Origin of the sequence: Paraburkholderia sp. BR13439 (assembly GCF_040948805.1) — a bacterium.
Classification (GTDB): Bacteria; Pseudomonadota; Gammaproteobacteria; order Burkholderiales; family Burkholderiaceae; genus Paraburkholderia; species Paraburkholderia youngii.
In genome coordinates this window covers 269,230-286,905 of sequence record NZ_JBFPKN010000011.1, presented here as the reverse complement: position 1 = coordinate 286,905, position 17,676 = coordinate 269,230, and the positions used below count along the sequence as shown (strand labels likewise).

General features: G+C 59.3%; 15 protein-coding genes and 1 pseudogene. 3 read left to right on the top strand and 13 right to left on the bottom strand.

Going from position 1 to position 17,676, the window contains the following annotated elements:
• Nucleotides 1-134 precede the first annotated feature (134 nt).
• The 13 genes and pseudogenes from AB3X96_RS22910 to AB3X96_RS22850 all read right to left on the bottom strand — a co-directional run.
• A pseudogene (locus AB3X96_RS22910) lies at nt 135-299 on the bottom strand (short-chain dehydrogenase); the annotation flags it as partial.
• A gap of 98 nt (nt 300-397) precedes the next feature.
• On the bottom strand, nt 398-1,234 hold the full coding sequence (gene panC / locus AB3X96_RS22905) for a pantoate--beta-alanine ligase (protein ID WP_368591516.1): 837 nt from the start codon (nt 1,232-1,234) through the stop codon (nt 398-400).
• Between the two features lie 36 nt (nt 1,235-1,270).
• Nucleotides 1,271-2,941: an electron transfer flavoprotein-ubiquinone oxidoreductase gene (locus tag AB3X96_RS22900; RefSeq protein ID WP_368591515.1), complete on the bottom strand. Its 1,671-nt coding sequence runs from the start codon at nt 2,939-2,941 to the stop codon at nt 1,271-1,273.
• Nucleotides 2,942-3,124: 183 nt separating this feature from the next.
• On the bottom strand, nt 3,125-5,050 hold the full coding sequence (gene cysN, locus AB3X96_RS22895; protein WP_368591514.1) for a sulfate adenylyltransferase subunit CysN: 1,926 nt from the start codon (nt 5,048-5,050) through the stop codon (nt 3,125-3,127).
• Nucleotides 5,050-5,952, bottom strand: a complete 903-nt coding sequence (cysD, locus tag AB3X96_RS22890; RefSeq protein ID WP_368591513.1) for a sulfate adenylyltransferase subunit CysD — start codon at nt 5,950-5,952, stop codon at nt 5,050-5,052. The genes cysN and cysD overlap by 1 nt, the downstream gene beginning before the upstream one ends.
• Before the next feature lie 24 nt (nt 5,953-5,976).
• Nucleotides 5,977-6,750: a 3'(2'),5'-bisphosphate nucleotidase CysQ gene (locus AB3X96_RS22885; RefSeq protein ID WP_368591512.1), complete on the bottom strand. Its 774-nt coding sequence runs from the start codon at nt 6,748-6,750 to the stop codon at nt 5,977-5,979.
• Complete coding sequence (locus AB3X96_RS22880) at nt 6,747-7,256, bottom strand: VOC family protein (RefSeq protein ID WP_368591511.1); 510 nt, start codon at nt 7,254-7,256, stop codon at nt 6,747-6,749. Before AB3X96_RS22880 ends, AB3X96_RS22885 begins: the two co-directional genes overlap by 4 nt.
• Complete coding sequence (locus AB3X96_RS22875; RefSeq protein ID WP_368591510.1) at nt 7,256-8,425, bottom strand: sulfotransferase; 1,170 nt, start codon at nt 8,423-8,425, stop codon at nt 7,256-7,258. The genes AB3X96_RS22880 and AB3X96_RS22875 overlap by 1 nt, the downstream gene beginning before the upstream one ends.
• Before the next feature lie 31 nt (nt 8,426-8,456).
• Nucleotides 8,457-9,623, bottom strand: a complete 1,167-nt coding sequence (locus tag AB3X96_RS22870) for a DUF1214 domain-containing protein (RefSeq protein WP_368591509.1) — start codon at nt 9,621-9,623, stop codon at nt 8,457-8,459.
• Nucleotides 9,611-10,549 (bottom strand): alcohol dehydrogenase catalytic domain-containing protein, encoded by a 939-nt coding sequence (locus tag AB3X96_RS22865; RefSeq protein WP_368591508.1) that lies wholly within the window; start codon nt 10,547-10,549, stop codon nt 9,611-9,613. Before AB3X96_RS22865 ends, AB3X96_RS22870 begins: the two co-directional genes overlap by 13 nt.
• A 417-nt stretch (nt 10,550-10,966) precedes the next feature.
• Nucleotides 10,967-11,923, bottom strand: coding sequence for a MarR family transcriptional regulator (locus AB3X96_RS22860; protein WP_368591507.1), 957 nt, complete (start codon nt 11,921-11,923; stop codon nt 10,967-10,969).
• 86 nt (nt 11,924-12,009) lie between these two features.
• Nucleotides 12,010-12,828, bottom strand: a complete 819-nt coding sequence (locus AB3X96_RS22855) for an SDR family NAD(P)-dependent oxidoreductase (RefSeq protein WP_368591506.1) — start codon at nt 12,826-12,828, stop codon at nt 12,010-12,012.
• 167 nt (nt 12,829-12,995) lie between these two features.
• The gene (locus tag AB3X96_RS22850; protein WP_368591505.1) at nt 12,996-14,195 is read right to left on the bottom strand and encodes a hypothetical protein; all 1,200 of its coding nucleotides are present in this window, start codon (nt 14,193-14,195) and stop codon (nt 12,996-12,998) included.
• A 42-nt stretch (nt 14,196-14,237) separates the two neighbouring features.
• On the opposite strand from AB3X96_RS22850, the gene AB3X96_RS22845 reads away from it, so the two are divergent.
• From AB3X96_RS22845 to AB3X96_RS22835, 3 genes are all read left to right on the top strand, one after another.
• The gene (locus AB3X96_RS22845) at nt 14,238-14,735 is read left to right on the top strand and encodes a MarR family winged helix-turn-helix transcriptional regulator (protein WP_368591504.1); all 498 of its coding nucleotides are present in this window, start codon (nt 14,238-14,240) and stop codon (nt 14,733-14,735) included.
• Nucleotides 14,736-14,809: 74 nt separating this feature from the next.
• The gene (locus tag AB3X96_RS22840; protein ID WP_368591503.1) at nt 14,810-16,270 is read left to right on the top strand and encodes an acyl-CoA reductase; all 1,461 of its coding nucleotides are present in this window, start codon (nt 14,810-14,812) and stop codon (nt 16,268-16,270) included.
• A complete protein-coding gene (locus AB3X96_RS22835) occupies nt 16,225-17,655 on the top strand; it encodes a hypothetical protein (protein WP_368591502.1) in 1,431 nt (476 codons plus the stop codon). The genes AB3X96_RS22840 and AB3X96_RS22835 overlap by 46 nt, the downstream gene beginning before the upstream one ends.
• The last annotated feature ends 21 nt before the right edge of the window (nt 17,656-17,676 follow it).

Below are 17,676 nucleotides of genomic sequence, written 5' to 3'. Positions count from 1 at the left end.
CATCTGAACCTCGTCAGAATTTGCAGGCTATGTGAAGCAATATGCCAGGTCTCTGCAATTCCAACAACACGATTTCTACCCGGAAGCCCAGCTACTCAAGGCTCTACGGATTGTTCAGGACGGACTATGTGGTCAACAACCTCTCGGGCTTCCTGTTTTGACTCGTGATGGTGCACCGCGACATCCCATCCTCGCGCAGCGAAACCGAGCGCAAGCGCCCGCCCGATCCGTCTGGCGGCGCCTGTTACGAGTACTGCGCGGCGGGAGGACCCGCCGTGATCCGAGTCTGATTCGATCATGTCAAACGGCCAGATTGGGAAGGCACGTGACCAGCCTTCGGATTGGCACCCTGCCCTGCTGGTCCAGAAGCGCGGCGGCAAGGCTATACATGGAGAACTCAAATTTCCATGTTGTCGATCAGTCGCGTGTTGCCGAGGCGCGCAGCGGCAAGGATAACCAGCTTGCTGTCATCGGCCTCCTGAGCCGTGGGTGATCGCAGATTGGCCTGCTTGCGCACCGAGATGTAATCCGGCTGCCAGCCACGATCGACCAACGTGGAGAACGCGCGTCGTTCGATACCCTGAATATCTTTCTCTCCGCTCAAAACCTTGTCGCGGATCTGGTTCAGGAGCCGATACAACGTTGGCGCCTCGACCCGCTCCTCGGGCGTCAGGAAACGATTGCGAGAAGATAAGGCAAGACCGTCGCAATCACGGATGGTTTCGCCCGCTACCACGTCCGTCGGCATCGCAAACTGCTTGCACATCTCCCGAACAATCATCAATTGCTGATAGTCCTTTTTTCCGAAAACGGCGACACGCGGTTGGGCGCACAACATCAGCTTCATCACCACCGTGCACACACCCTGGAAAAACCCGCGCCGGAATTCACCCTCCAGCACGTCGCCAATGCCGCCAGGCGGCTGCACTCGATACTCCTGCGGCTGAGGGTATAGATCCTCTTCCGTAGGGGCAAAGACGACATAGACGTTCTCCTTCTGGAGCTTCTCGATGTCCGCCTCCAGCGTTCGCGGATAGCGCGCAAAATCCTCCTCCGGCCCGAACTGCAGCGGATTGACGAAGATGCTCGTGACGACAGGATCCCCATGCTGCCGGGCGAGCCGGATAAGCGACAAATGCCCTTCGTGCAAATTGCCCATGGTCGGCACGAATGCGGTACGGTTTTGCCCGCGCAACTGCGCGCGCAGCTCGTCGATTGACCGAATCAGTTTCATTCTGAGACTTACCTCTGAGACCTGGCTGACATCTGCTTACATGTTTGGATAGTTCGGACCGCCGCCGCCTTCCGGCGTGACCCACACGATGTTCTGGGTCGGGTCCTTGATGTCGCAGGTCTTACAGTGCACGCAATTCTGCGCGTTGATTTGCAGACGGTCATCGTCCTGCTCGTCCTTCACGTACTCGTAGACGCCTGCTGGACAGAAGCGGGTTTCTGGGCCTGCATACGTTCGCAGATTGACGTTCACCGGCACACTCGCGTCCCTGAGCGTGAGATGCGCCGGCTGATTCTCTTCGTGATTCGTATTCGAAATGAAAACAGACGACAGACGGTCGAACGTGAGTTTGCCGTCCGGCTTTGGATACTCGATCGGCTTGCACTGCGAGGCGGGTTTCAGCATTTCGTGATCGCGATGCCGGTGATGCAGCGTCCAGGGCACATTACCGCCCAGCACTTTCTGCTCGATGCCCACCATCAACGTGCCGAGGTACAGGCCTTTGCTCATCCACTGCTTGAAGTTGCGCGCCTTGTACAGCTCCGTGTAGAGCCACGACTGCTTGAACGCCTCCGGATAGGCCGCGAGTTCGTCGTGCTGGCGGCCAGCCTGCAACGCATCGAAGGCGGCATCCGCGGCCAGCATGCCGGTCTTGATCGCTGCGTGACTGCCCTTGATGCGCGATGCGTTCAGGAAGCCGGCATCGTCACCCACGAGTGCGCCGCCCGGGAATACCAGCTTAGGCAGAGACATCAGGCCACCGGCTGTGATCGCGCGCGCACCATACGACACGCGCTTGCCGCCCTCCAGGAACTTGCGGATTTCCGGGTGCGTCTTGTACCGCTGGAACTCCTCGAATGGCGAAAGATAGGGGTTCTGATACGCGAGACCGACGACAAAACCCACCATCACCTGGTTGTTGTCGATGTGGTACAGAAACGAGCCGCCATAGGTGTCCGACTCCAGCGGCCAGCCAGCCGTGTGAACCACCAGACCCGGCTGATGTTTCGAAGGATCGATTTCCCACAGCTCCTTGATGCCGATGCCATAGACCTGTGGATCGGCGTTCTTGCCGAGATTGAAATTCTCGTCGAGCTGACGGCCAAGATGACCGCGGCAGCCTTCGCAGAACAGCGTGTACTTCGCGTGCAACTCCATCCCGAGCTGGAAGTTCTCGGTGGGCTCGCCGTCTTTGCCAATGCCCATGTTGCCGGTGGCGACGCCCTTGACCGAGCCGTCCTCGTTGTAGAGGACTTCAGCGGCCGGAAAGCCCGGGAAAATCTCCACGCCCAGTGCCTCGGCCATTGTCCCAAGCCAGCGCGTGACATTCGCGAGGCTGATCACGAAGTTGCCGTGATTCTTGAAGTTGTCCGGCAATGCCCAGTTCGGGACCGACTTCGCACCGGTTTCCGAAAGGAAAAGGAACTTGTCTTCGGTCACGGCGACGTTCAGCGGCGCGCCCTGTTCCTTCCAGTCGGGTATCAGTTCATCGAGCGCGCGTGGGTCCATGACCGCGCCCGAGAGGATATGCGCTCCGATCTCCGAGCCTTTCTCCAGCACACAGACGCCAATCTCGGCGTTCTTTTCGGCTGCCAGCTGCTTCAGGCGGATCGCCGCTGAGAGGCCTGCGGGACCGCCGCCGACGATGACCACGTCGTATTCCATCGACTCGCGCGACCCATAGCCTTGCTGATTGCTTTCCGCCATCCCCACTGCCTCCTTGACGCGTCGAAACGTCCCGATACCTGTTGGACTGTCGCCCGAGTGGGCGATGTCAACACGGGAATTGCGCTCTGCGTCTCCCGTGGTCGACAGCAGGGAGTATATATAAATGAATGTCGTATAACAATATGAACGCAAGACGCGCGAGGCACGCCGCCCCGCGACGTCTCAGAGCGGCGATCCCCTCGACACGTCAAGGAATCCCGCGGTCTGCAACTTCTGGAAGATCGTCTCTACAGCAACCTCGGCAGAACTGGTCGTGGTATTGATGTGGATTTCGGGCTTCACCGGCGCCTCGTAGGGCGAATCGATGCCAGTGAAGTTCTTCAACTCTCCGCGACGCGCTTTCTTGTAGAGTCCTTTCGGATCGCGCTGCTCAGCCACTTCCAATGGCGTGTCGATGAAGACCTCGATGAACTCACCCTCCTCCATGAGCTCGCGCGCCAGTGCGCGCTCTGCACGAAACGGCGAAATGAATGCGGTGATGACGATCACGCCGGCGTCGGCCATCAATTTCGCCACCTCGGCAATGCGCCGGATATTTTCGACGCGGTCTTCGGCCGTGAAGCCGAGATCCTTGTTCAATCCATGCCGAACATTGTCCCCATCGAGCAGATAGGTTCGCTTGCCCATTGCATGCAAGCGTTTCTCGAGCAGATTCGCAATCGTCGATTTACCCGCACCAGAAAGGCCTGTCAGCCAGACGACGCCGCTCTGATGCCCATTGAGGGTCCGTCGCGCATGTTTGTCGACTTCCAGCGTCTGCCAGCGAATATTGGTCGCACGGCGCAGTGCGAAGCGCAGCATACCCGCACCGACCGTGCTATTGGTCATGCGGTCAATAACGATGAAACCGCCCGTCTCGTGGTCCCGCTCGTATGGATCGAATGCGATCGGACGGTCAAACTCCAGTTCGGCGACGCCGATTTCGTTCAAGGCGAGAGTGTCAGCGGCGACGTGATCGAGCGTCTCGACATTGAGCTTGTATTTCAGCGGCAATATCGTTGCCGTGACGGTCCGAGTGCCGATCTTCAGCAGGTAGCTGCGCCCACGGAGCATGGGTTGATCGCTCATCCATACGAGCGTTGCTTCGAACTGGTCGGCAACCTGCGCTGGCGAATCGGCCGCTGAAATCAGATCGCCACGAGAGACATCCACTTCGTCGGCGAGCAGAAGCGTCACCGACTGTTCCGCGAAGGCCTCGTCGAGATCTCCATCGGCCGTCACGATTCTTGCGACGGTGGTTTCCCGCCCTGACGGCTGAACTTGCACACGCTGCCCGACGCGTACGACACCGGACGCAATAGTGCCTGCAAACCCACGGAAATCAAGGTTCGGGCGGTTGACCCACTGCACCGGGAAACGCAATGGCAGGGTCTGCAAACGGGCTTCGTCGATCTCGACAGTATCGAGGTGATGCATCAAGGACGGCCCGTCGTACCATGGCGTCTTTGTGCTCCTTTGAACAACGTTGTCGCCATTTACGCCCGAAATCGGAATTGCCGTCACATCGGATATACCGATTTTTTTTGCAAATTCGCAATACTCGCGTGAAATTTCGTCGAACCGCTCACGGGAGTAATCAACCAGGTCCATCTTGTTCACCGCAAGAACCACGTTGCGAATGCCGATCAACGACACGAGATAGCTATGCCGTCGCGTTTGCTGCAACAAGCCTTTGCGTGAATCGACGAGGATGATGGCGAGATCCGCCGTGGAAGCCCCCGTTATCATGTTGCGAGTGTACTGCTCATGCCCGGGCGTATCGGCAACGATGAACTTGCGGCGGTCCGTCGAGAAAAACCGGTAGGCGACGTCGATGGTGATGCCCTGCTCGCGCTCGGCAGCCAGACCGTCGAGCAGCAGCGCATAGTCTATTTCCCCACCACGCGTACCGACCTTCTTCGAATCGGCTTCGAGCGCGGCAAGCTGATCCTCGAATAGCATCCTGGATTCATAGAGCAAACGGCCAATCAACGTGCTCTTGCCGTCATCCACGCTCCCGCATGTGATGAAACGCAGAAGGCTCTTTCTTTCGTGCTGCTTCAGGTACCGTTCGATATCGGTCCCGATCAGGTCAGAGACGTGTGCCATTAAAAGTACCCCTCCTGTTTCTTTCTCTCCATCGATGCGGCGCCGTCGTGATCGATCACCCGACCCTGGCGCTCGGAGGTCGTCGTCAAGAGCATTTCCTGAATGATCTGCGGCAATGTCGTGGCGTTCGACTCGACCGCACCGGTCAGCGGATAGCAACCCAGCGTGCGAAAGCGCACCATTCTGTGCTCTGCCTTTTCGTGCCGCGAAAGCGGCATGCGGTCGTCGTCCACCATCACCAGCGTGCCGCCCCGATTCACTACGGGTCGCCGCGCCGCGAAATATAGCGGCACGATGGGGATGTTCTCGAGGTAGATGTACTGCCAGATGTCCAGCTCGGTCCAGTTTGAGATGGGAAACACGCGGATCGACTCGCCATGGTTCTTGCGCGCGTTATAAAGGCGCCACAGTTCGGGTCGTTGACTCTTCGGGTCCCATTGATGGCTGGCTGTACGGAATGAAAAAATTCGCTCCTTCGCACGCGATTTCTCTTCGTCCCTGCGAGCGCCCCCCAAAGCGGCCTCGAAGCCGTACTTATCGAGCGCCTGCTTCAGGCCCTGTGTCTTCCACATGTCGGTGTGAACCTGCGAACCATGATCGAACGGATTGATTCCAAGTTCTTTCGCTTCCGGATTCTGGTGGACGATGAGCTCCATTCCGGCCTCGCGAGCCATCCGGTCGCGCATCGTGTACATGTCGCGAAACTTCCAGGTGGTATCGACATGCAGGAGCGGAAACGGGGGCGGCGCCGGGTAAAACGCCTTTTTTGCCAGATGGAGCATGCAGGCGCTGTCCTTGCCGATCGAGTAAAGCATCACAGGGCGCTGTGACTCAGCGACGACTTCTCGCATGATATGAATGCTCTCGGCTTCGAGCCGCCGCAGGTGAGTCAATGTGGGCATGGCAAATCCTTTTACAAAGGCGATTCACTGCGCGGCTGCGATGGCGGCCAGCATCAGTTCGGCAATCTCCGCTCGACATATGAGCAGATCGGGCATCGAAACGTCCGACCCGTTATAGATGCATGGGCTACCGTCGATGCGGCTGGCATGAAGTCCGGCCGCAAGCGCGACCCCTACCGGAGCGCACGAATCCCATTCATATTGCCCGCCGGCATGAAGATATGCGTGCGCCTCGCCACGCAGCACGGCCATTGCCTTTGCGCCTGCCGAACCCATCGGCACGAGCTCGGCGTTCAAGCGCTGGGCAACCCGTAGTGCCAGTTCGGGGGCACGGGAACGGCTCACGAGAATTTTTAGGCGCCCCTCAGGCGCTGGGGGCAACTCAGGCGGCGATAAAGTTCCGAACGTGACGCCACGAGCCGGAAGCGCGACAGCACAAGCGCGCGGCTCGCCGCAAACCGTCAGTGCGACATGGACCGCCCAGTCGTCGCGCCGCTCCAGGCATTCGCCATACTCGCGCGTGCCATCGAGGGGGTCGATGATCCATACACGATCGAGGGCTAGCCGTTTTGGATCCGGTGCGGACTCTTCGGAAAGGAAGCCGTCTGCCGGTCTGGTGTGAGCGAGAATGTGCGTGATCAGCTCGTTTGCCGTGGCATCGCCCGCTGTTCCCAGTGGTTTGCCCGCAAGGACCGCCGACGCGCGTATCGCGTTCAAGGCAGCTCCGGCCGCCGTAGCAATGTGCACGGCCAGGCGGTGATCGTCGTCAACCGAATGCACGGTGCCAGCCGTGTTCATCGAACCGCTCCATTGCGAGGCACCTGTTCCATCGCGGTGAGACCCGCTGGTGTGTACCAGATGTGCTCGATATAGTGACCCAGCGTTGCCCTGTGATCTGTGTAGAAGTACCGGGCGGACCCAGGCGACTGACCGTCGATGACGATGGGCACGCCCGCGGCAGTCATTTCGCTACGCTGCGTTTCGAACGCCGCTTCGCTATCGATCAACTGCGCGATGTGGTGATGGCGAATCGCGACCCCGTCTCGAGGAAGCGCATCACGATACACACGGTCGTCGCCGGATAACGGCTCGATCAGTTCGAGCTGAACGGATCCGACGAATGCAAGCGCGATGTTCAGCTTGCAATGATGCCCGGCGATCGACTCGATTTCAATGCCGGGCAAGCGCGCCCACGTCTGCACATTCTGTTGCCTGCAAAAGTAGTCAATTGCCTTGTCCACGTCGGTGGTGACGTACGCAATCTGCAGAAAGCCGGAAAACGGAGAAAGTGAGAGCGTGCTCATCATTGCAGGCCATAGGTAGTCATGTAGCGGGAGAATCGCTCCCGGATCGCCTCGGTTGCAAGGCCGAATTCGGCTTGGGTATATTTATGCACACCATGAGCGCGTTCTGGGCTTTGCTCAACTCGCCGGCGCATTGCTTCCATCGTTTCCTCGGTCAGTTGAAAGCCGAAGTGACCGTAAATCCGCCGCATCGTACCAATCGGATCGGCGTGAAGGTCGGCTTGGCTGATATCGAGGAACTGCTTCTTCGGCAAGGACGCGCGCGCCGCCATTGCTGCTTCGCTGGCCCACGCCCAATTATCGAGTTCGCGCGCGCCGATCTCGTGCCTGTCGACTTGCTCGCCCTCGGAAATTCGACGCGCCATCGCCAGCACGCTCGCGAGCGAAGGCAACGCCTCCACGGGATTCCGATGTGTCTGGACCACGCATGCGTCGGGAAAAACCTCGAATAGTGCGGGCAACTGCATCAGGTGGCCGGGATTTTTCAGCAGCCACGTTTTTTCGCGGTCGCGCGCGCCGATCAGACTGAGCGTCTTTGCAAAGTAGCGATAGGCGGGTAATTCGCTCTGCTCGCGCCACCAGCGATCGTATTGAGGTACGCGGAAGGACGACCCCCACAGATTGCTGCAAAAGCCCTGTTTGAGTATTTCGAGGCATTCATCGACCTCGTCGGCGACGATGTTATGTGCTGCGCGCATCTCCGGCGCCGACCTGAAAAAGGCCTCCAGTCCGGCCGCGGTCGCCTGGAACTGAACGTAGTTGATCCAGGTGTCGCGCGGCGGCCGTGGCTGCGGAAAGACCGTCAGCCACTTTTCCAAACCCTGAAATTGCGGGTCGACCGAAAGCAACTTGTGCAATGCGGTCGTGCCGGTCCGAGGTATGCCGGTGATGACGAGCGGACGCCGCGGAGTCTGGGACAAGACATCGGCATGCTTGCGCAGGCCCTCCACTAGCGTCAGGCGCGAGACCAAAGCACCGACAACTGCATTCCACGCAAATTCCCGGCCCCCTGGCGCGAAGCGCGGGCCATCTTCGTCGAAAGCGTTCAGAAGTTGCGTCAGGCCGGGCATGTATTCGGCGCTGGAGCCGAAATCGCTCGAGCCAGTAGCGGCACTCGCGACTGCATGAAGCTCATCCTCCGCACCCGAAAATCGTTTTGATGGCGACATCTATCGTCTCCTGAAGATCCCTTAATCGTGCTTACCACCGCCGTCTCAGCTGCGCACCTATTCGTCTCTCGCGCAAGAGTCTCTCGCGTTCGGTTGCGTCAACGAAGCGAGTCCCTGTCGGCAAGTGATTGCGCAACTCGGACACCGGCACACGCTTGAGCGTCGGAACCGGCTCCGAACTGCACCCATACCATCTGCCTATTGCGGTCCCCCGATTGACCCCGCATGTATCCAGCCAGTTCGCGACACCCGGATCACGGTGCGCAATCACGGCGCGGAAATGGCCGTCTTCGTCGACGTGCGCCTGATGTCCATTGAGGCTGCTTTGGTGATCGATATAGTCAAGCGCGTTGAACAGAGCGTCGTTCAATTGCACGTTCCAGTATCGGCGTGTCTGCGGCAGTGCGGTTTCGAGAATGAGCGCTTCGTCGTCACCGAAATCGAAAATCGCTTGCCAGTACGCCTGTTTCGCGAGGCCACCACCGAAAGCGAAAAACTCGAACTCGTTCATGTTGATCCGCGTGCGCAGTTGCTGCATGTGCGTGAGCCAGCGACGTGACAGACGCTCCGCGTAGTCCATCAGCTCGCCGGTACGCCTCGCGATCTCCTCGTGGCCCATTGGCGGTTTCGTCCGGGGAGCGTCGAGGCACTCGATAGCGATTCGTGCGTCACGTTCCGCTCCCCACGCATACGAGCGCTGGCGCAGCATTGCGAAGTCAGCCTCGGGGTGCAACTCGAGCCAGTTGCCGTGATAACCGGCGGGACGCCGTGCGCTCAATAGAACTTCGAAGCTGCCGTCCTCGCCGATCTCGAGGTCGTCCAGGTCGAACTGACCTAGCGGAGGGTGGATTTTATCGGTAGTACCCATGATGCCGCGGCCGATATCCAGCGTCAGCAAATGCACGCTGCCGCGCTCTCCAACTAGCCGATATCGCAGGTCACCTCGCAACGGTGCGACGAAATAGGTGTCGTCGGGATTCGGCTGCAGCATGAAGACCGAGTTAAGGAAAGGCAACCAGTCTGGATGAAGCGGATCGGATTGGAAGTAGATGAAGTAGGCAAGCGAGAGATTCATCTGAAACTGCCGATACAGCTCCGCGCGCGTTTGAGGATCGCGCGGTGTCTCCGTCAATTCGAGCAGACTCTCCGCGTTTGCCAACTGGGAGAGATAGTCGCTCCAGGATTTCAGCTGAGCCATGGGTTCACCATTACCTTGCATTGCGTCGACCGTTCACGCAGTGCTTCAAATGCATCGGGTAGCGCGTCAAGCGAGACGCGGTCGGTAATCATCGCGCGCGGTTCGACACAGCCCGCGTCGAACACGTTCGCGACATGAGTGAACTCTTGCATACTGTAGGTGACAGCGAACTGAATTCGCACTTCCTTCCATACCGCTACTGCCGGAATGAATTGATCCGGCACCGTGCAGAAGCCGAGCACTACGACGTCGCCCTGCGGCTTAACGCAATGAATCGCCTTTGCAATCAGATCCTTCTGCCCTGCGCATTCAAACACGACGTCTGGTGGACCCTTGAGAGCATCGGCAGCTAGCGCCGCCAGATCCTGCCCATCCTGCGGAACCACAAATTCGTCAGCCCCCATGTGTCGCGCGAGCGCTTCGCGGCGCTGCGATGAAGCAGTCGCAACAATGCGACCAGCGCCGAGGCGACGAGCCCAGAACGTGGCGGCCAGTCCAACGGGACCCGCGCCAATCACGAGCACTTTCGCGCCCGGCGTGAGCTTTGCCAGCGCAACTCCGTGCAAGCCGACGGCCATCGGTTCGATCAGTGCGCCGTCCTCCATGCTCAGCGTCTTCGGAAGCCGGGTCGTTACGCGCTCGGCAACGACTGCATATTGAGCGAAGCCGGCGGCGGCGCCCTTGAATTGCGCGCAGAAGTTCGGCTTCCCGGAAAGACAGGTCGCGCAATGCCCGCATCCGACAAACGGCAGCGCGGTTACAGCATCGCCAATCTTCAGCTTCTCAACGCCCTTACCTAAGGCCACCACCTCGCCGGCAAATTCGTGACCTAGGGTCGAATTTTCTGGAAGCGTGAAATGCGGTGCGTGTCCATCCGTCATGTGTAGATCCGATCCGCAGATACCGCAGCGGTGAATCTTCAGCACAACTTCTCCCGATGCTGGAGTGGGATCGGCCACACCCCTAACTTCTAGAGGCGAACCTACCTTCTTGAAATATGCGGCCCTCATCGCTTGAGTCTCCGGTTGGCGTCAATGTGCTGCCCGTCATCGAACATCTGAAATATACTTTACTGGGAAAGTAAATTGCGGTGTCCAGGTGTTTGTACCGGGACGGCACTGGAAGCAGACGCGCCAATGTGTTCCCCTGAGCTTTCGCTCACGAACATAGCGTTATGCGGGATTGGCCATATGCCACCGGATGCCTCGATGGCAACGAAAGACGGGAGAGAAGGCCTGCTGAGAGCGCAGGCCCAGGATGGGTTTGTGTCTTGCGCGCTGATTGCGAGCAGCGATGGCGATGACTAGGGGTTTGCTATCGAAATGGTGATCACCGAAGCTATGTCAGCCGCGCTCGGCACCCCGACGTGCGGCCTCCGCGTCTGCAAGGACATGCAGTTCCCGCAACAAGGTCGAGAGTGCCGCTCGCCGTTCAGGCGCCATATGACTGGATGCCACCCAGTCAGTGCCGTACGCCTCCTGATGGAGGATGTTCCTCAATACTTTGCGTGCCTGTGACTTCATTCGTACGAGTATTCCACGACCATCCGCCGGGTCCGGCATGCGCTCCACCAAGCCCATCTGTTCGAGCCTGCCGACACACTTCGTGATGCCGCCCAGCGTCATTGCCAGCGGTTTTTGAAGTTGCGTCGGAGACTGCGTGTAAGGCGGACCGGAAACCAGAAGCGCATCCAATAGCAACAGTTCGGCTGCCAGCAGGCCCTGACTCGCGGCGGCTTCCTTGAGCGCCCGGTCGATGTGAGCAGACAGTCGTAGGAGTCGTTGCCCGATCAGATAGACATTCGGGTCTTCCGCTGGCCACTCGCGCGCCCAAGCCGCAGCCTGTTCGTCCAACGCATCGCTAGCCTCTGAGCACACGGGGTTCTGCAGCGCCTCGCATTCGGCCAGAAATTGTGCTTCAGCCTGAGAACGTTTCGAATAGGACGCCTCGCCGTTGTCACCGAAAGCGACGTCGACCCAGCCGGCCTCGCCAAGTTCGTTCAGGTGCTCGATCACGCTCGCACGCGATATTTTCAGCTCACGCGCCAATGCGGCTGCGCTTTGAGGACCCGCATTCAGCAGAGTCAGCAGTTGTCGTCGGGAAGCATCCGCTAACGCGGCGAATAGCGGATCTGCGGTCTTGCGAGCACCCATGCGATTATCGATTGGTTCGGACCCCCGCTTGCCGGACGGCAAATACGCGTTGTCGAGCAAACAGGCGATCGGCATGGACCGCGACTCAGCGGTCCGTGCCAGCGCCCTACAGGTGCCGTTTCCTGTCACGCGGGTCAATTCAGCCACGCTAAGTTACCAGAAAACACGCCCTGTAAGCTCCGTGCTAATAGACACGCTTCACGTGGCGAGGCGCACACTGGCCAGATCGACGGCTATTGTTGAACCAGGTCGTATGCCGCAAGCGCGGCGACCTCCGTCACACCACCGTCTACGGGTAGGCACGTGCCGGTAATGAATCGCGATTCATCGCTGCAGAGAAACAACGCGGCGGCCGCGACGTCCCACGCATCCCCTTCCAACGGAAGGGGCGCGATTTTTCGGCGGCGTTCGCGGGCCTTGTCACTGAGCATGCTTTCGACCATCGGCGTAAAAATATGGCCCGGAGCAATCGCGTTGGCACGAACATGATCGCGGCCGTACATCACCGCGAGTTCACGCGTAAAGCCGACCATGCCCGCTTTCGATGAGCCGTATGCGGCTGACCCGTGGCTGCGGATGCCCGCGACCGAACCGATGTTGACGATTGCCCCGCCTCCGCGCGCCACGATCTTCGGCACCGCACTTCGGCTCATCAAAAAGGCACTTTTCAGATTGACGTCGATCACGCGATCCCAGGAGGCCTCGTCGAGGTCCTGCAACCGCCCCGGCGCGCCCGAAATACCGACGTTGTTGACGAGAATGTCGAGGCCACCGTACCTCTCGACGGTCTCGTCGACAATGCGCGCACAGACCGCACCGTCGGTGACATTGCCGGTCGAGACGAACGCGCTGCCGCCCCCCTCCGTGATCAGCGCGAGCGTTTCCGCCGCCCGCTCGTATTGCTGATCGACGAGACAGACGGACGCGCCCTCCGCGGCGAAAAGACAGGCAATTGCCTTGCCCGTGCCGAAACCCTGACCGAGCGATCCCGCGCCGGTCACGATCGCGATCTTGCCGTTTAAACGTTGATGAAAGACTTTCGGAGCGGGCATGCTGTAGCCGGTTGAGGTAGATCGATCGTCGTCTGGAGCGTTCGATCGAGCGGGTATTCGTTAGCGCTCAATCCCTCGCTCGCGAGGACGTCACTGATGCTTGAGCTTAGTCTCGTCAGGCCAATAATGCAACATATAGTTGCATTATTGGCCTTCGATCCAATCGGTTAACCCACTTCGCCATGATCCACCAATGCCGCACCAAAGCGCGCTGCATACGCCGTGTTCACCGCCTCGGTCTGGAAGCGCGTTTCGTTGATCGCAAAGATGAAGAATCCGTATGCGAGATCGCGTCGATAGTCGCCCCATGCTTCGTCGAAGTCTGGTGCCTGAACCCCGTTAATCGCCAATTGGGAAAGATAGTGCTCTAGTAGCGACCGCTCCCACGAGCGCCGGTCTTCGATATCGAGCGCGCACCCTATGTGATAAGCGACCTCGAGACTCCAAGGCGCCCGGCTAACCTGAGCATCGAAAAAACCCGGCGCTTCATCAGCTTCGACGTAGAGATTTCCAAGGTGCGTATCGCCGTGGATCACACATACCGGTTTGCGCTTGTGTTCGCGCGCAATGCGCCCGAGCGCTGCCACCATCCAGTCGCGATCGTGCAGATGCCGGCTTACCGCGGCCCCTCTCGGCAGCGATACGTAGTGCGCCCAGACATCCGGCTCGAGGTAGCGGTTCTGATATTCCAACGACCAATCCGAAAAGCGCTCCCCCACCCAATCAAGCCGCCCGCCCTTGTCGAACTCCCGGCTATTCCATGTTTGCGCGTGATAGCGCGCCATTGCACTCAGACGCAAAGCCACCTGTTCGTAGCCCTGCGGCTGCTGAGCACGACAGAACCGAACGTTACGCTCGACCAGGTCTTCCATCACTACGACCGCCTGCCAGGCGTCAGGATCGGCGCCCGCATAAAAACACTTCGGCGCGTTCATGTTTATGAACGGCAGTACGTCCCGATAGAAGCGCATTTCGTTGCGATACATCTCCTTCATCGACGGACTGTGTTCCTCGAAACCGCCCTTCACGATCATGCGCGACGGTAGTGCCATCGCATGTCCCGCGTCGTTGTACTCCAGAGCCACTCGGACCTTGGTCGACGTGCCCGGCAGTACATCCACGTGCTCGCACGAGAGCACTTCGACGCCGCTGAAGCGGAATCCCAGCGCTGAAGTAAGCCACTCCGCCGTCACTTCCCCGACAGTGACAGGCAACCTCATGTCACTTGCCACACCAGATTCAGACAAGGTTCCTCCCGAATATTGCGGATGAAAGACGCGTGCGCATCGTCGCGCAGACAGCCATTCGGTCGCAACATGGGGAAAACCACACCCCCCGGTGCGTTGCATATTTTGAATGACGTGCATATAGTTGCTTGCAAACGCAAAAATTTTTTTAGCAGGTAATCGATGACCCCACTCGAATCCCCCGCACTTCAGAGACGTCCGCCTAGCGCCGAACTCGCGCATACGCTTGCTCCGGACGAGTACCGCACAGAAGAAAGCGTCGCGTTCAAGATGAACATGGTTCATCTTCTGCTTGGCGCGGAAATCGACCGGAAGCTCGCGGCGAGCAAACTTTCTGCGATTCAGTGGGGGATTTTGAAAGCGCTGTTCGACGAGCGTGCTCGTACACCTACCGCCCTGTGCCGAATACTTCTCGCTGACGGCAGCATCATGACTCGCAAGCTCGATTCGCTCGAAAAAAGAGGATTGGTTGAACGGATCCGCAGTACTTCCGATAGACGTTCTGTCGAGCTCGCACTGACAGAAGATGGTCGACAGCTGTTAGGCGAGACTTTGCCGCTCATCGTCGAAACAAGCAATCGCCAACTTCACGGCTTCACAGTGGATGAAGTTGAAGCCGCCCGGAATCTGCTCGATCGGATGATCGCCAACTTGAGTTGAGCTGCCAGATCCCACCGATCGATTCACGTCGGCGCTCAGGTCGACGCGTACCCGCTACTGAAAAGGAGTTGTTCATGGAGCATACCGAAACAACCGTAAAGCAAAGCGCGGACCCGGCGCAGGATGCCAGCCTGGCACCGCTGCTGGTTCCTCACGTATACCGTGGGCGCACCGTCACCGGAAGCGCGATCAGACACGTGTCTCGCGATCTGGGGCAAGGCTTTTGCACGCCTAAAATCGAACTAGACGATTTGGTGTGGCCACGCGCTGAATCCGGCCCTGCCTTCGATGTTCCTGTCGCGAAGATCATCGATTTTCTTGTCGAACTAGGTCCGCGTTTGCACCTCGACGTCAATCCGCTGATGCAGGCTGCGCTCGAATCGATGATCAAGGTCAGTCCGCTCGGGCGACGGATCCTCGAAAACTGCTATCGCGACATTCCCAATCTTTTCTTGCGTGAAGTGATCGAGGACGAACTGCGCGTGAGTCTCGGCGACGCGCGTCTCGTGGACGGTTGGGTGGAACGTACTCTGCGCGGGCGCCCGAGTCGTCTGCGCGCGTTTCCCCCGCGCCTCGTACATATCCTCGCAGGCAACTCGCCGATGGTCGCAGCCATGACGGTCATGCGCGCGGCGCTGACGAAGGGTGTTCACCTGCTGAAGCTGCCTTCGAACGATCTTTTCACGGCCACCGCAATCCTGCGCACCATGGCCGAAATCGACCCGGATCATCCGGTTACCCAGTCGTTTTCTGCCGCGTACTGGCGCGGCGGCGACGAAAACGTCGAGTCGATTCTTTATCGTCCGCAGTACTTCGACAAAATCGTCGTGTGGGGCGGCGAAAGCGCGGTTCGGCATGTGATGCGCTATGCCGGCCCCGGGCTCGAGCTGGTCGCGTTCGATCCGAAGGTATCGATCTCGCTGATCGGCCGCGAGGCCTTTGCATCCGACGAAGTACTGCGCGAGGTCGCGCGTGCGGGCGCAGCCGATGTGCTGTCGTTCAACCAGGACGCGTGCAATGCTAGCCGGTATCAATTCGTCGAAGGCGACGAAGACGACGCCGACCGCTACTGCGAGCAACTAGCGCTCGCACTCGGCGAAGACTATCGGTACGGCGACGGCCAAGGCCCGCTCGTGCCCGCCGACATTCGCGAGGCCGTGGACGTGCTGCGTGAAATGGAACCGATCTATCGCGTGTTCGGTGGCTATGACGGCAAGGGGCTCGTCATTCGTTCTGACGAAATGGTGGATTTCCACCCCATTTGCAAGACCGTCAACGTCGTTCCTGTAACAAGCCTGCGCGATGGCGCGCGGCACGCGACGGTCGCCACGCAGACGGTGGGGATCTATCCGCCTCACCGGGTCACGGAGGTACGCGATGCGCTCGCCTGCGCTGGTGTCCAGCGCATGGTGGCGCTGGGCGAGTCGATTTCTGACGGAGTCGGCGGCTATCCCCATGACGGCATGTTCCCGATCCATCGATTCATGAAATGGGTATCGGAGGAATCCGGTCCGAATCAGGAGGGGACTCGATGATGCAAGCCCTTTCTAAGCTACTGCCACTCACGGACGTCGCCGACCCTTTCCGGAATGCGCCCGAAAACCTCCACGCGATGCAGCTTCAGGCCGTGGACGAGCGCTTCGCACAGCGACGGCAGCAGATTCGTATTCTCGACAAGCGGGCCAGCGAGGCTGGCGTTACCGAAGTGAAGAACATGAGCGATGCCGTGCCATTGCTCTTTGCCGACGCCGTCTATAAAAGCTATCCGGATGCGTTCATCGAGCAGGGTAAATGGCGCCATCTCACTGCATGGCTGCAAACGCTCACGACGCGCAAGATCGACGGACTCCAATATGACGCGATTCGCGACCTCGATGACTGGATCAACGAGTTGCGCCGCAACGGACACTACGTGATGAGTTCGAGCGGGACGTCGGGCAAGCAGTCCTTCATATACCAAAGCGAGGCCGACCGTGAACTTGGATGGCGGCTGCTCGCCCAGGGTATTCGGTGGGCCGCGAGCGGTATGCGCGATCCGTCGCGGCGTTATCCGGTGTTTCTGTTGACGCCTTCTTCAGGCTCTTATACCGGCACGGAACGGATGGCGAAGTTCGCTGAATCCATTGCCGTGCCCGGCGACCTCCACTACATGTCCGATGTACCGCAGAGTGCCGCGCACACGACGCGCATGGCACGCATGCGACGCGCGATCGCGGACGGTACCGCGCTGCCAAGTGAAATCGAGGCGTTCCAGAACGAGAGCCGGGAACGTAGCGAGCGCGTACAAGCCGATTTCCGGCTTTTCATCGACCAATTGCTCGACAGGCGCCGTGAGCCCATGTTCATCATGGGCATGCTGGGCATGCTGTACCAGATCGTGGCCACCGGCCGCGAACGCGGCATCGCCGACGGCGAGTTCCATCCCGATACGATCATCAGTATCGGAGGCGGCAAAAAAGGCGCGAACTTGCCCGAGGATTTCCAGCAGCAGTGCGAACGCTTCTTCAATTTCAACTCGGCCAATTTCAACGACGGCTACGGAATGGGCGAAGTGTCAGGCTTTTGCCCGTGGTTCCATGAAGCGAAGGCGTGGGCCGTACCGCCGTGGCTGGTCCCGCTGGTGCTCGACTCCAAAGGCGAAGAACTTCTCAATCCGCCCGATGGAAAAGGCGTTGTCGAAGGACGGCTCGCGATGATCGACTTGCTGGCGGATGGTCGCTGGGGCGGGGTCATCAGCGGCGACAAGGTCACTGTCGAGTTTGGTCATGGCATCGACGGCGTGCGCACGCCCATCATTCGCGACGTCGTTCGCTACAAGGATCTGCCCGGCGGCGACGACAAGCTGTCTTGCGCCGGAACGATCGACGCCTATGTCCGCGGAGAGGTCGCAGACATGACTGAGGCTCGCACCGCCGGATGACCTTATCTCCCGAGAAATCTA

What these genes read in the sequence shown, in the direction of transcription:
- panC (WP_368591516.1), bottom strand. Translation starts at nt 1,234, where the DNA reads ATGAAACTGATTCGGTCAATCGACGAGCTGCGCGCGCAGTTGCGCGGG.
- AB3X96_RS22900 (WP_368591515.1), bottom strand. Translation starts at nt 2,941, where the DNA reads ATGGCGGAAAGCAATCAGCAAGGCTATGGGTCGCGCGAGTCGATGGAA.
- cysN (WP_368591514.1), bottom strand. Translation starts at nt 5,050, where the DNA reads ATGGCACACGTCTCTGACCTGATCGGGACCGATATCGAACGGTACCTG.
- cysD (WP_368591513.1), bottom strand. Translation starts at nt 5,952, where the DNA reads ATGCCCACATTGACTCACCTGCGGCGGCTCGAAGCCGAGAGCATTCAT.
- AB3X96_RS22885 (WP_368591512.1), bottom strand. Translation starts at nt 6,750, where the DNA reads ATGAACACGGCTGGCACCGTGCATTCGGTTGACGACGATCACCGCCTG.
- AB3X96_RS22880 (WP_368591511.1), bottom strand. Translation starts at nt 7,256, where the DNA reads ATGAGCACGCTCTCACTTTCTCCGTTTTCCGGCTTTCTGCAGATTGCG.
- AB3X96_RS22875 (WP_368591510.1), bottom strand. Translation starts at nt 8,425, where the DNA reads ATGTCGCCATCAAAACGATTTTCGGGTGCGGAGGATGAGCTTCATGCA.
- AB3X96_RS22870 (WP_368591509.1), bottom strand. Translation starts at nt 9,623, where the DNA reads ATGGCTCAGCTGAAATCCTGGAGCGACTATCTCTCCCAGTTGGCAAAC.
- AB3X96_RS22855 (WP_368591506.1), bottom strand. Translation starts at nt 12,828, where the DNA reads ATGCCCGCTCCGAAAGTCTTTCATCAACGTTTAAACGGCAAGATCGCG.
- AB3X96_RS22850 (WP_368591505.1), bottom strand. Translation starts at nt 14,195, where the DNA reads ATGCACGTCATTCAAAATATGCAACGCACCGGGGGGTGTGGTTTTCCC.
- AB3X96_RS22845 (WP_368591504.1), top strand. Translation starts at nt 14,238, where the DNA reads ATGACCCCACTCGAATCCCCCGCACTTCAGAGACGTCCGCCTAGCGCC.
- AB3X96_RS22840 (WP_368591503.1), top strand. Translation starts at nt 14,810, where the DNA reads ATGGAGCATACCGAAACAACCGTAAAGCAAAGCGCGGACCCGGCGCAG.
- AB3X96_RS22835 (WP_368591502.1), top strand. Translation starts at nt 16,225, where the DNA reads ATGGGTATCGGAGGAATCCGGTCCGAATCAGGAGGGGACTCGATGATG.